Genomic DNA, 12,822 nt, shown 5'->3' with positions numbered 1-12,822 from the left:
ATTGACCCACCTGTTTCGTTAACATCCGCGCAAAATTGTGCGGAGGAAAGAGCAGGTGATATTGATGGAAAGCGTATCGAAGATCCGGCGCTGGGTGCTGGTTGAAGGGCGCAGCATCCGGTCTGTGGCGCGGGCGACGGGACTGTCGCGGAACACGATCAAGAAGTATTTGAAGGACGAGAATCCGCCGAGCTACCAGCGCCATGCGCCGCCAGTTCGGCACAAACTGTGCAATGGGTTTGATCTTCGGCTGCAGGAACTGTTTGATCAGGACTCGAGGCGACCACGCCGGGAGCGGCGGACGGCCCAGAAGCTATACGAGCAGCTTGTGGCAGAGGGCTATACCGGGTCCTATTCGCCGGTTCAGCGTTTTGTTCGTGAGTTGAAGCGCGCCGGGGCCTGTTCGGGAGATGCGTTTATCCCGCTGCATTTTGCGGCGGGTGACGCGCTGCAATTTGACTGGAGCGAAGAACGGGTCGTACTGGGTGGTGTCGAGCAGAAGGTGAAGGTCGCTCATTTCCGCCTGTGTCACAGCCGCAAGCCTTTCGTGATTGCCTATCCCGGTGAAGCCCAGGAGATGGTGCTGGATGCTTTCGTGCAGGCGCTGTCCTTTTACGGAGGCGTTCCGCGCAGGGTGATCATCGACAACCCCAAGACCATGGTGACCTACGTTTCGCGCTCGAAGGAGCGGATATTCCATCCCCGGTTCCTGGCCTTGATGAACCACTATGTGATGGAGCCGGTGGCCTGCACGCCCGCTGCGGGCTGGGAGAAGGGACAGGTCGAGAACCAGGTCCAGTTCTTGCGGGGCCGGTTGTTCGTTCCCGAACCGGCCTTTGATGATCTCGAGGCGCTGAACGCGTGGCTGCGTCTGCGTTGCGAAGATCTGGCAGAGCGTCCCCATCCCGAGCAGCAGGATCGCACGATTACCGAAGTGTTCGAAGACGAGCGCGCCGAACTGCGCCCCCTGGGTCGGGCCTTCGACGGCTACGTGGAAAAGACCGTCCGTGTCCGCTCCACCTGCCTGGTTCAATATGCCAGCAATCGCTACAGCGTGCCCTCCCGCTTTGCCGGGCATCATGTGTCGCTACGCGCCTATGCCGGCCGGATCGTGGTGGTCTCCGGTCAGGATGTGATTGCCGAGCACAGGCGTCATTTTACCCGCAATATCAGCTATTTCGAGCCCTGGCATTACGTTCCCCTGCTGGACCGCAAGCCTGGTGCCCTGCGCAATGGCGCCCCCTTTGTGGGCTGGGAACTGCCCGAGGCCATGCATCGGATCAGGGAACATTACATGGCTGGTAAAGGCGGGGATCGGGAGTTCGTCGACCTGCTCCTGCTGGCACAGGATCACGGGATCGAGGTGGTCGAGACGGCCTGCAATCTGGCGGTGGCACAAAACACCCTGCGGCTGCCCGCCATCATCAATCTGATCAACCAGTTGGTGGAACCGGTCATCACACCGCTCAGCGATGCCTGCGCTTATCCGCAGCTGACCTTGCGGCCCGAAGCCGATTGCAAACGCTATGAGACCCTGTGCTCGGCTGAGGAGGTTGCCGTATGAATGCCTTGATCGACCAACTGACAGCCCTCAGGTTGCATGGAATGGCAGCTTGCGCCCATGATCTGCTGTCCGCGCGCAAGCCGCCAAGTCTGACCACAGCGATAAGGCAACTGATCGACGCCGAGACTGTAGAGCGCCGGGTGCGCTCCATCCAGTATCAAATGAGGGTTGCGAAGTTCCCCCATCACAAGGACTTCGCCACCTTCGATTACAGCGCCGCCGCCCTCACCCAGGCCCAGATCGAACCATTCTGCACCGGCCAGTTCACAGAGGAGGCCCATAACCTCATCCTGGTGGGCGGAACCGGCACGGGCAAAACCCACATCGCCATCGCGCTGGGAACGACGCTGATCAACAACGGCAAGAAGGCGCGCTTCTTCAACGCCGTCGATCTGATCAACGCCCTGATCAAGGAACAGGCCGACGGCAATGCAGGGAAGATCATCCGGCAGCTCTCGGCTTTGGACTGCGTCATCATCGACGAGCTGGGCTACATCCCGTTTCCCAAATCCGGTGGCGCGTTGCTCTTCAATCTGATCAGCAAGCTCTACGAGAAGACCAGCATCATCATCACAACCAACCTTGAGTTCGGTGAATGGGTCTCGGTCTTCGGGGATGCCAAGATGACAACCGCCCTTCTGGATCGCGTCACTCATCACTGCAACATCATCGAAACCGGCAATACCTCATACCGGTTCGCCCAGAGTAAACGCCGTAGAAAAAACTAGCCGTTCCGCAAGCAAAGCCCCCAGACGGACTCGCTACATGAAGGCGGCCCGACTGGGGGCTTTGCGCCACAAAGGGGGGGGCAAATTTAAATGCCGAAACCGGGTCAGTTTTAAATGCTCATTGACAGTTCAGCGGGTAATCCGGCGCGATGATGCCCCGCCCCGCAAATGTGCACATGGTGGCAGCGCGCGTCAGACGCACCAGCTTGCGCGCGGCCTCGAACCCCAGTGCTGCCCCCCCGCCAAAGATGAACAGCGGCCGCCGTGCCCCCAGCAACCATTCCGCCGCCGCCGCCACATCCTCGGGGCGGGCAACGGGTTTGGCGGGGGCAATGGGTTGATCTGGCGCGGGATCGGCAGGGCTGCCCAGCACATCAATCGGCACCTGAATGTGTTTCGGACGGGCGCGACTGGCAGAAAATTCGGCAAAGGCCGCATCTATCAACCGGTAAGCCGCAGGCGCATCGGGCGCTGTGACGGACCAGTCACAAACCGTGGCCGCCGCCCCCTCCTGATCGCGCATTTCATGCAGGCGGCCCCGCCCGATATGGCGGTCTTTGGTTTCCAGGCAGGACGACACCACCAGCATCGGCACCGAATCCGAATAGGCCTGGCCCATCGCCGTCATGATGTTGCACAGGCCCGGACCGGTGATCACATAGGCCACCCCCGGCTTGCCTGTGGCGCGGGCATAGCCATCGGCCATAAACCCCGCCCCCTGTTCGTGACGCGGCAGAACATGGGTGATCCCCGCCTCTTCAATGCCGCGATACAGTTCAATATTATGCACCCCGGGAATGCCGAAAATCACATCAACCCCGCGCGCCTTTAGCATGTGGGAAATATTCGCGCCCAGTGGTCGTTTTGTCATCTGCCAGCCTCGCCTTGCGTCTGTTTCTCACCGCTTACGGTTGGACTTGGGACGAGGACCTGTCAACCAAATTTCGGTCAATCACATCGCATCAATGTATACATTGTATTCTGGCGCAAAACGTTATTCATATCCTCGATGCTTGTGACGCCAGGCTCAAACGCAACCACATTGGCCCCGTGTTTCCCCGCCCGCTGCTGGAAATCCATCAATATTTCTTTGTTGCTTTGGTCTTTGCTGCCCCAGCCGGTCAGAATACCTACAGGGAACCTCTAAAAATCCCCCAAAATCCGGCCTGACGGGGTAGAATCGTCATCAGGATGAAAATGATTCGACCGACGGGGTTTTGTCATGGGTCAGATGGGATTTTTTGATCTTTCCAGCCGATACGCGGGACTGGACAAATCTGGTGATCCGCTGGTGTTGCTCAACGACATGGTGCCGTTCGAGGATTACCGGGACGAGCTGAAGGCCATATGGCGCACGCCGCCCGAACAGCGCAAATCCAACGCTGGCCGCCCGCCTTGGGATGAGGTGCTGATATTCAAGACGATGGTTTTGCAGCAGCTCTACAACCTCTCTGACGATCAGATCGAGTATCAGATCCGCGACCGCCTGTCGTTCATGCGGTTTCTCGGCCTTGGCATTGAAGACAGCGTACCTGACGCCAAGACCATCTGGGCCTACCGTGAAAGGCTGGCCGGGGCCGGGAAGATGAAGGAGCTGTTTGACAAGTTCGATGCCTTTCTGCGCGAAAAGGGCTATCTGGCGATGGGCGGGCAGATTGTTGATGCGAGCATCGTTCCGGCGCCGCGCCAGCACAACAAAAGGGACGAGAACGAGAAAATCAAGGCGGGCGAAACGCCTGAAGAGTGGGAGGAAAAACCCCACAAGAAGCGCCAGAAGGACGTGGATGCGCGCTGGACGAAGAAGCACGGCAAGAGCTATTACGGCTACAAGAACCACATCAATGTCGACCGGCGGCACAAATTCATCCGCGCTTATGATGTCACCGATGCCGCCGTGCATGACAGCCAGGCGCTTGCCGGTCTGATTGATGCGAGCAACACCTCATCGGACCTGTGGGCCGACAGCGCCTATCGCTCGCAAAAGATCGAAAGCGAGCTGGAAGAGCGGGGGCTTCACAGCCATATCCATCACAAGGGCAGGCGCGGCAAGCCGCTTGGCGAGCGCCAGCAAAAGGCCAACCGGAGGCGCTCGAAAGTGCGGGTCCGGGTCGAGCATGTATTCGCTTTTCAGGAGCGCTCCATGGGCGGCAAGCTGATCCGCTCCATCGGCCTGAAGCGGGCGCGATTTCGCATCGGGATGATGAACCTGGTCTACAACATGAAGCGCTTCGTCCAGTTCGAATGCGGCCTGGCGGCGCCGGGATAAGGGTTCATGGGGTGAGGTGTGCCTGAAATACCCAAAACCGGCTTGAAACCGGTGAAAATGGGTTTATGATCCGAAGCAATCAGGCGGGACAGGCGAAAAACCGTCCACCCCGCCGCGAAGAAGGCGAAAACGGGAATTTACAGAGGTTCCCTACATCTTTCCCATTCTCGCAATCCGACGGGTAACCAAAAACGATTTGTACCTTTTCCGGCGGAACGGCCGGATAGGATTTCAGAATGACTTCCGTTGGCGGGCTGTCAGGGCCCAGTGCCTGAACCTTTGCCATGAAAGCATCACCAGAGCCGGCAAGGACGCCGGTGGCAAAAGAAACCGCCGTCAGGGCTATTAGTATCGTTTTAATCAAAATCTCTTTCCTTTTGGCAAATGTAATCCGGTGTTCTTTTTGGACAAACCCCTGGTATCGGCTACCCCACATGAAACAGCGTGTTGAACAGTTTCGGATCCAGACTGTCGGTGACAAACGTATCGCCCTCGGTCACGATCGACACGGCATCATGGCTGTGCAGGCTTTCCTGATGACTGGCGATCACGCGGAAATCCTCGATGCGGGGATCATTTTGCAGCCCTTCAAAAAACAGCCGCGCCGCATCCTCGACGAAAATCGGATTGGCCGCGTTCAGTTCGGCGAAGGCCTGTTCGTCCTCGCGTTTGACCATGACTTGTGTTTCGGTCGGCACCGCTGCACGGCAAATGTCGATCAGATCCTCGAACCACAGACAGTTCGCACCCGGCGTCATCTGCACCGAAATCCGCGCCACCGAGCGTTGCGAATGCGGCGTGGCCAGCTGACCCCGCGTTTGGCGGGCATGTTCGGATAGTTCAAGAGAGCAGGGGCAAGTGGAGGAGTAGACATAGTCAAGATGTATGATTTTGACAATTTTGCCTTTCTTTTCGACCAGCTCCAGCGCGATATCATAGTATTGATATCCCTCAAGCCCCGACCGCAAAGAGGGCAGTTTCACAGGAAAGGAAAACCGCATCTGGATGCGCGCATCAAAGCTGTCCAGATCGGCCTTGTAATCGCTCAGGGCCGCCTCGATCACATCAAAGCTAAAGGTCTTTTCGGCGTGGGTATAAAAGGTGCGCATGATGCGCGACATATTGATCCCCTTCTTGCCCGCCTCAAGGCTGACGGTGCCAGTGACTGATGTTTCCAGCCGGATATCGCCATCATCCCGGGTATGGAACCGGATCGGCAGGCGGAAATTGGAAATGCCCACATGCTGGATATGCCGCTTGGCCCCTTTGATCAGGCTTTCGGGCCCGTTCTGCAGATCGGGAAGCGAGGCTTTGTAAGCCTCGTCCACGGTAAATTCTTCGGGGTAGGCGCGGGCCAGCGCCGGATAATTCGCCACCTCGTTTTCCGGCAACAGACGGGCGATGGCGGGATCCAGTTGCGCCACCTCGATCGCACTGACCGATTTGGCCCAGTCGCGCAAGGTCGCCAATGCCTGTTCGGCCTTTTGCCGGTCAGCATCATTACTGTCTTTGGGAGGCTGAATATTCACGGCCACTCCTTCATCGTTTCCTGTTCGCCCTGTTAATGTAATGGATCAGGCCCAATTAACCAAATGTTACCGACCCATCGCGGCCCTATGCCGCCATCAGCGCCTTCAGAATGTCGGCCTGCAGGTCATCCGCATCCTCAAGCCCGATGCTGATCCGCACCAGACCGGGTGTGATGCCCAACTCGGCCTTTTGCGCGTCCGGCAGGCGCTGATGGGTCGTGGTTGCAGGATGGGTGACAATGCTTTTGGCATCGCCCAGATTGTTGGAAATGATGATGATTTCCAGCGCATTCAAAAAACTGAACGCCGCCGCCTGCCCGCCCTTCAGGTCCAGCGACAACATGGTGCTGCCCTTGCTCATCTGCCGGCGGGCAAGATCCACCTGCGGGTGGCTGTCCAGAAACGGATGGATCGCGCGGGCCAGTTTTTCGTGGCCCTGCACCGCCTTGGCAATCTGCATCGCACTATCGGCCATCGCACGGCACCGCAGGTCCAGCGTTTCCATACCCTTCAGCATCACCCAGGCGTTAAACGGACTCATCGAGCCACCGGTGTGTTTCAGATATGGCTCCAGCGTACCGCGGATAAAATCACGGCTGCCCAGCACCACCCCGCCCAGGCACCGCCCCTGCCCGTCGATGTGTTTGGTGGTGGAATAAACCACCACATCGGCGCCCAGATCGAACGCATTGGAAAAGATCGGCGTGGCGAACACATTGTCCACCACAACCAGCGCCCCAACCGCATGGGCCAGATCACAAACCGCTTTGATATCAATCAGTTCCAGCGTCGGGTTGGAAATGCTCTCGAAAAATACCAGCCTGGTATCACTGCGCAACGCCCCGCGCCATGCGTCCAGATCAGGACCATCCACCAGCGTCACTTCAACCCCGAAGCGGGCCAAAATATCCTCAAGGATATACAGACATGAGCCAAACAGCGCCCGCGCCGCCACCACATGATCCCCCGCCTTCAATCCACAGGTCAGCGCCGCATTGACCGCTGCCATGCCCGATGCGGTGGCAAAGGCGTCCTCGGCCCCCACAAGGGCCGCGATCCGGTCCTCGAACATGCGCACGGTCGGGTTGCCATAGCGGGCGTAGATAAATTCATCCGGCCCTGTTTCGATAAACCGCGCCTCGGCGTCCTCGGCGGTGTCGTAAACAAACCCCTGCGTCAGGTATATCGCCTCGGATACTTCGTTATACTGGCTGCGGCGGCTGCCCGAATGCACCAGCTTGGTGCGGGCGTTCCAATCATTGCTCATCACGTCTCCTTATCCATGCCATCAGGCACAAAAAAACCCCAAAACCGGAGCCAAGGTTTCGGGGGTATCGCCCTATCCCTCTTTAGCGGCATGTTTAACGTGGCCCGCAATCCGGTAACAAATCGCCACGATGGGGTCTGGATAATGGCAGCAGGGCGCGTGGTCAAGTATTGTTGAAACACCCGCCTTGCCCTTTTGTCCGATCCGGTGCTGAATGGCAAAAAAAGGAACGCACAACATGAAACCGATTGACCTTTACTATTGGCCCACCCCGAATGGCTGGAAAATCACCATTGCGCTGGCGGAAATGGACCTGCCTTACAATCTGCATCTGGTGAACATCGGCGCGGGCGAACAGTTTGAACCCGATTTCCTGAAAATCGCCCCGAACAACCGGATGCCGGCGATTGTTGACCCCGACGGGCCGGATGGCGCGCCGATCCCGATCTTTGAGTCAGGTGCGATCCTGCAATATCTGGCCCGCAAGACAGGGCAGTTTTGCGGCAAGACCGAGCGCGAGCGGGTTGCGGTGGATCAATGGCTGATGTGGCAGATGGGCGGCCTTGGTCCGATGGCGGGTCAGGCACACCATTTCCTGAAATACGCCCCGTCGATGGAGCCACCCAATGACCTGCCCTATGCCAAAGACCGCTACCGCAACGAAACTGCCCGCCTTTATGGTGTGCTGGACCGTCAACTGGCGAATAACGAATATGTCGCCGGAGATTTCTACTCCATCGCCGATATGGCGATCTGGCCTTGGGCGTCGCTGTGGGAAGGGCAGGAACAGACGTTGGACGACAAACCCCACATGGCCCGCTGGCTGGAAACGGTCGGCGCGCGGGATGGCGTGATTAAAGGGCGGGCAGTTGCGTCGGACAAACGGGGCAATTTGCAGGCGGACAAAAAGGCGCAGAATGTGTTGTTCGGGCGCAAACCCTGATCTTATTATCGTTCCATAAATATCCCCGCCGGAGGCATAGAATCTCTTGCCTGCGGCGCAGGTATTTATTGCAAGAAGAAGGGCTAAGCCTCGTCTTCCTCGACCGCGTATTTCTGCATCAACTTGCCTTGGGTCATGAAAAATGCAAACATCGCAGCCGTCAGGCCGAACACCTTGAAATTCACCCAGGCGTCTGTCGACATCGTGCGCCAGACCACTTCGTTCGTGACAGCCAGCGCCAGAAAAAACAGGGTGATGCGTTTGGTCAGGATCATCCAGCCCTCGTGTTTCAGCGGCATCGCCTCGTCCATCACCAGTTGCAGATAGCTTTGGCCGCGCATCAATCCAAACCCCAGCATGCCCGCGAACAACAGGTAAATCATCGTCGGTTTCATTTTAAAAAAGCGTTCGTCATTGAACCAGACCGACAGCCCCCCGAACACCACCACAATCAGCAACGTCATAATCTGCATGACCGAAATCTTGCCGCTTAGCCGGTACAAAATAAACGTTGTGAGCGCCAACAGCGGCACGAACAGCGCCGTAACCACGATGAAGCCGTTATAGTCTGTGCCGTTATAGGCAAACGTCTGGTCCTTCATCCTGCCATAGGCGATGAAAAACACCACGATCGGCCCCAGCTCCAGCGCCAGTTTGACAAAGGGGTTCACTTTTTTCACGTTACTCATTTGCGGCCTTTCGCTTTATCCACCCAGTTCAACTATCACAGCGCCCAGCGCAATCAATGCCATAAGTATCAGGCGGCGCGGGCCGACCCGTTCTTTCAGCATCAACCAGCCGATCAATGCGGCAAACACGGTCGAGGTTTCCCGCAGCACCGCCGCCTGCCCGACATTGTCCAGACGGGTGGCCAGAATGATGCCGCCAAAGCTGAAGTAGGCGATGATGCCACCGATCAGCCCGCGCAACAGCAGTGGACGCAAGGTGGGCGGGTTTTGCATCACACGATAGCGCAGGGCGGCAATGGTGGGCATAAAGAACAGCCCGTCAATCATGAAAAACCACGCCAGAAAGGTAAAAGGGTCGGTGCTGGCGCGGATGCCGTAGGCGTCATAGGTGGTATAGGTCGACACCGTCAGCCCGGTTATCACCGCCAGTACCAGCGCCATCCTAAGGGTATCGCGCCCCACGGTCAGATGGCGCAGATTATAAAGCGCCAACCCGTAGATACCCGCCAAAAGCACCGCCACACCCAGCCATTGCACCGCGTTGAAACGCTCGCCAAACAGCAGCCAGGCGCCGATGATGGCAAACAGCGGGCCGGTGCCGCGCACCACGGGGTAAACCACCGTATAGGCCCCGCGTTCATAGGCCATCGCCTGCATGTATTTGTAAAAACAGTGAATCACAAAGGTGATGGCAAAGATCATCCACATATGCGGCTCAGGCCAGGGCACCACGAACAAAACAAACGGCACCGCGATCAGACCATAGGATATGTCAATCGCCCCGCGTGACAGCCACGGATCATGGTTGCCCTTTTGCAAAGCGCCGAAAATCGCATGCAACAATGCCGATCCCAACGCCAGCGCCAGCGCAATCTGGTGGCCCGCTGGCGTGCCTTCCAGCGCGGTGAACCAGTCGGTCATCCGCTCGCACCCGAAACCTGTGGCATCAGTTCACGGCGTCAAACAGATTGGGGCTATAGCCGGCTTCAACAGTAACACCCTCCAGCATTTGGGCCAGTTTCTGACCGGTTGCCCAAAGTCCAAAGCGCAATATCGGGTACCCTTTGGCCGCCGTCAGATGAAGCAACAAATCCCCTTTCGGGTCGGGTAAATCCGAAACCAGCCTGTTCACAGATGCAAGGTCGTTCCCACTCATCACCTTTGACAGTTCAGTCGCGATATACAGCGTTGCCAGGGATCTGAACCCGTCAATATCCCCATTCGGGATTTTCCCTTTCAACATGGTGACCCCCAGCTCCAGCAGCGGGTTCTTTCGGGTGTCACGGCTGTTGATCACGATGGTCAGATTATCGATTATCAGGGGGAAAACGCCAATTTCTGGGTTTTTGGGAAAGGCCGGAGCAACCCCGCGCAGTCTGGCCGATAATCTGGCAGAGTTTCCATTGTGGAAATCCAGAGAAGCCCCCGCCAGTTCCAACACCCCCTTGTCAGCCTGAAAACCAAAATCCAGTGTCGCATCAAATGCACGGCCGGACTTGCCATAATTCACCAAATAATCCCATGCCGGATCATTCGCCGGGGCATTTGTCACCTTCACACCGCGCATTTCCAGTTGCAACTGGCCCGGCAATAGCCCGTCACTTAGGGGCGCAAGTCCGTTCCGGTTCCATGTTATCCGCTCGATTGTTAGCGTAACACCGGACTGTTTGGCGACAACATCCACTGATTGGGCATCACATTTTCCGATCACCTTGCGCGGGGATGTGGCGGGTGTGATCTCGACTTTGACCAGTTTCGCCAGATCTTCCAGCCCGCCGATGCAACCTGCATTGTCCATCCGCAGAATGCTTTGTGCATATCCGCTTGCGGTGGTGGAAAGTATGAAAAACCCCGCCAAAGCCAGATTTCTCATCTTGAAATGCGCATACCTCATTACAACTCCCTTTCCGGCCCCCCACAGCACTCTACATCAATCCTCCAGCCCTGTCAGGGCATGGGCAAATTCTTCGGGATCAAAAGCCGCCAGATCGTCGATCTGTTCGCCCACCCCGATCGCATGGATCGGCAGGCCGAATTGGTCGGCCAGCGCGACCAGCACCCCGCCCTTGGCCGTGCCATCCAGTTTGGTCATCACAAGGCCGGACACATTAGCCAGCTTTTGAAACACTTCAACCTGTGTCACCGCGTTCTGCCCTGTGGTCGCATCCAGCACCAACAATGTGTTGTGCGGCGCAGTTTCGTCCTTTTTGCGGATCACGCGGACGATTTTGGACAGCTCCTCCATCAGGTCAGCGCGGTTGTGCAAACGGCCTGCCGTGTCGATCATCAACAGGTCGGCCCCGTCTGCTTCGGCCTTGGTCATCGCATCAAAGGCAAGGCTGGCAGGATCAGACCCTTCGGGTGCGGTCAACACCGGCACGCCAGCGCGCTCGCCCCAGACCTGCAATTGCTCCACCGCGGCCGCGCGGAATGTGTCGCCCGCCGCGATCACCACGTTTTTGCCCGCCGCCTTGAACTGGCTGGCCAGCTTGCCGATGGTCGTGGTCTTGCCCGAGCCATTGACCCCGACCACCAGCACCACCTGCGGTTTTTTGGCATATAGCGGCAGGGGTTTGGCAACCGGTTCCATGATGCGGGTGATTTCAGTAGCCAACAGGCGTTTAATTTCGGCGGTGGACAGCTTTTTGCCAAACCGCCCTTCGGCCATGTTGGCGGTGACGCGCAAGGCGGTATCAACACCCATATCGGCGGTGATCAACAGCTCCTCGATCCGCTCCAGCATGTCATCGTCCAGAACCCGTTTGACAACGGTTTTCTTGGCGGGTTTGCCTTCCTTGCGGCCCAACAAACGCCCGATCAGGCCCGGCTTTTTGGCTTCTTCCTGCGGTTCTGCCATAGGTTCGGCCGCGGTGCCCGCTGGCACTTCGGGTTCGGGTTCGGGTTCGGGTTCGGGTTCGGGTGAGACAACTTCCTCAACCACGGGCGCGTCAAGCGCCTCGGCAATGGTTTCCTCGACAGCTTCCACCACTTCCGGCGCGGCCTCGGCGACCTCTTCAACAGGTTCAGGCTCCACAACCGGCTCAGGCTCTGTCGGAGTGCCCGCCGGCACCTCTGGCTCTGGCTCTGGCTCTGGCTCTGGCTCTGGCTCTGGCTCTGGCTCTGGCTCTGGCTCTGGCTCTGGCTCTGGCTCTGGCTCTGGCTCTGGCTCTGGCTCTGGCTCTGGCTCTGGCTCTGGCTCTGGCTCTGGCTCTGGCTCTGGCTCTGGCTCTGGCTCTGGCTCTGGAAGAGTCTCCTCGACCGCGGGGGTTTCGTCAACCACATCCTCGATCAGTTCTTCTTCGCCACCATCCTCGACGATTTCATCCAGCCCTTTTTCCAGCTTGGACGAGGATTTGAAAAGACGGTTTTTCAGCTTTTTAAAGAATGACATCGTGCCGGACCCTTTGTGTTCCTTACCCAACTATTGCACCTTCGCAGCGGATGGAAGTGGCAAGCGTTAAAACTATACCGTTCCCAGCCCCCAAAACAGGCCAATCTGGGCGGCAATATAGGTGATCCACACGGCCTTGCCCGCCCATTTGCGGCGCGGATCATCCTGATCCAGCACAAAGGTTTCAACCGACAGGATCAGATCGGTCAGCACAAACAGCATTGCCCCCCACAGGGCGACATTGCGCGCCACGGGCAGGCCCAGCGCCATCAGTCCCATACCAAGGATAATCACCACATAGCCGCGCACCGGTCCTTTCAACGCGCCGGTGTGCGGGCGCAGCCAGAATTCGGTGGAAAGGCCTAGCGCAACCATATGGGAACCTCTAAAAATCCCCCAAAATCCGGCCTGACGGGGTAGAATCGTCATCAGGATGAAAATGATT

Annotated in this window: 12 protein-coding genes and 1 riboswitch; of the genes, 4 read left to right on the top strand and 8 right to left on the bottom strand. The window is 57.8% G+C overall.

What is annotated here, in order from left to right; all coding sequences use genetic code 11:
- The first annotated feature begins 64 nt into the window (after window positions 1-64).
- Together istA and istB are read left to right on the top strand one after the other, a co-directional pair.
- Entirely contained in the window at window positions 65-1,564 is a 1,500-nt protein-coding gene (gene istA / locus ACQY4M_RS00155) for an IS21 family transposase (RefSeq protein WP_428539289.1), read from the top strand.
- Complete coding sequence (gene istB, locus ACQY4M_RS00150) at window positions 1,561-2,292, top strand: IS21-like element helper ATPase IstB (RefSeq protein WP_428539286.1); 732 nt, start codon at window positions 1,561-1,563, stop codon at window positions 2,290-2,292. Before istA ends, istB begins: the two co-directional genes overlap by 4 nt.
- A gap of 118 nt (window positions 2,293-2,410) precedes the next feature.
- On the opposite strand, the gene ACQY4M_RS00145 is transcribed toward istB, so the two are convergent.
- The gene (locus tag ACQY4M_RS00145; protein ID WP_428539283.1) at window positions 2,411-3,163 is read right to left on the bottom strand and encodes a thiamine pyrophosphate-binding protein; all 753 of its coding nucleotides are present in this window, start codon (window positions 3,161-3,163) and stop codon (window positions 2,411-2,413) included.
- A 351-nt stretch (window positions 3,164-3,514) separates the two neighbouring features.
- On the opposite strand from ACQY4M_RS00145, the gene ACQY4M_RS00140 reads away from it, so the two are divergent.
- Window positions 3,515-4,558: an IS5 family transposase gene (locus tag ACQY4M_RS00140; RefSeq protein WP_428539227.1), complete on the top strand. Its 1,044-nt coding sequence runs from the start codon at window positions 3,515-3,517 to the stop codon at window positions 4,556-4,558.
- 425 nt (window positions 4,559-4,983) lie between these two features.
- Here the strand turns inward: ACQY4M_RS00140 and folE2 are convergent, their stop codons facing one another.
- Window positions 4,984-6,087, bottom strand: a complete 1,104-nt coding sequence (gene folE2, locus ACQY4M_RS00135; RefSeq protein ID WP_428539280.1) for a GTP cyclohydrolase FolE2 — start codon at window positions 6,085-6,087, stop codon at window positions 4,984-4,986.
- Between the two features lie 85 nt (window positions 6,088-6,172).
- Window positions 6,173-7,354: an O-succinylhomoserine sulfhydrylase gene (gene metZ, locus ACQY4M_RS00130; protein ID WP_428539591.1), complete on the bottom strand. Its 1,182-nt coding sequence runs from the start codon at window positions 7,352-7,354 to the stop codon at window positions 6,173-6,175.
- Window positions 7,355-7,415: 61 nt separating this feature from the next.
- Window positions 7,416-7,493, bottom strand: a riboswitch (SAM riboswitch).
- Between the two features lie 99 nt (window positions 7,494-7,592).
- Here metZ and ACQY4M_RS00125 point away from each other — a divergent pair.
- Window positions 7,593-8,297, top strand: coding sequence for a glutathione S-transferase N-terminal domain-containing protein (locus ACQY4M_RS00125; RefSeq protein WP_428539277.1), 705 nt, complete (start codon window positions 7,593-7,595; stop codon window positions 8,295-8,297).
- 83 nt (window positions 8,298-8,380) lie between these two features.
- On the opposite strand, the gene ACQY4M_RS00120 is transcribed toward ACQY4M_RS00125, so the two are convergent.
- The 5 genes from ACQY4M_RS00120 to ACQY4M_RS00100 all read right to left on the bottom strand — a co-directional run bounded on the left by ACQY4M_RS00120 (window position 8,381) and on the right by ACQY4M_RS00100 (window position 12,818).
- A complete protein-coding gene (locus ACQY4M_RS00120; RefSeq protein WP_428539274.1) occupies window positions 8,381-8,986 on the bottom strand; it encodes an inner membrane-spanning protein YciB in 606 nt (201 codons plus the stop codon).
- Window positions 8,987-9,001: 15 nt separating this feature from the next.
- Complete coding sequence (locus ACQY4M_RS00115) at window positions 9,002-9,907, bottom strand: DMT family transporter (RefSeq protein ID WP_428539271.1); 906 nt, start codon at window positions 9,905-9,907, stop codon at window positions 9,002-9,004.
- A gap of 25 nt (window positions 9,908-9,932) precedes the next feature.
- The gene (locus ACQY4M_RS00110) at window positions 9,933-10,880 is read right to left on the bottom strand and encodes a hypothetical protein (protein WP_428539269.1); all 948 of its coding nucleotides are present in this window, start codon (window positions 10,878-10,880) and stop codon (window positions 9,933-9,935) included.
- A gap of 36 nt (window positions 10,881-10,916) precedes the next feature.
- Window positions 10,917-12,377: a signal recognition particle-docking protein FtsY gene (ftsY, locus tag ACQY4M_RS00105; RefSeq protein ID WP_428539266.1), complete on the bottom strand. Its 1,461-nt coding sequence runs from the start codon at window positions 12,375-12,377 to the stop codon at window positions 10,917-10,919.
- Window positions 12,378-12,449: 72 nt separating this feature from the next.
- Entirely contained in the window at window positions 12,450-12,818 is a 369-nt protein-coding gene (locus ACQY4M_RS00100; RefSeq protein ID WP_428539588.1) for a lysoplasmalogenase family protein, read from the bottom strand.
- Window positions 12,819-12,822: the final 4 nt, after the last annotated feature.

It is taken from the genome of Profundibacter sp. (assembly GCF_965277155.1).
Taxonomy (GTDB): Bacteria; Pseudomonadota; Alphaproteobacteria; order Rhodobacterales; family Rhodobacteraceae; genus Profundibacter.
The sequence above is the reverse complement of the archived record's forward strand: the minus strand, read 5'-3'. Positions and strand labels throughout refer to the sequence as shown.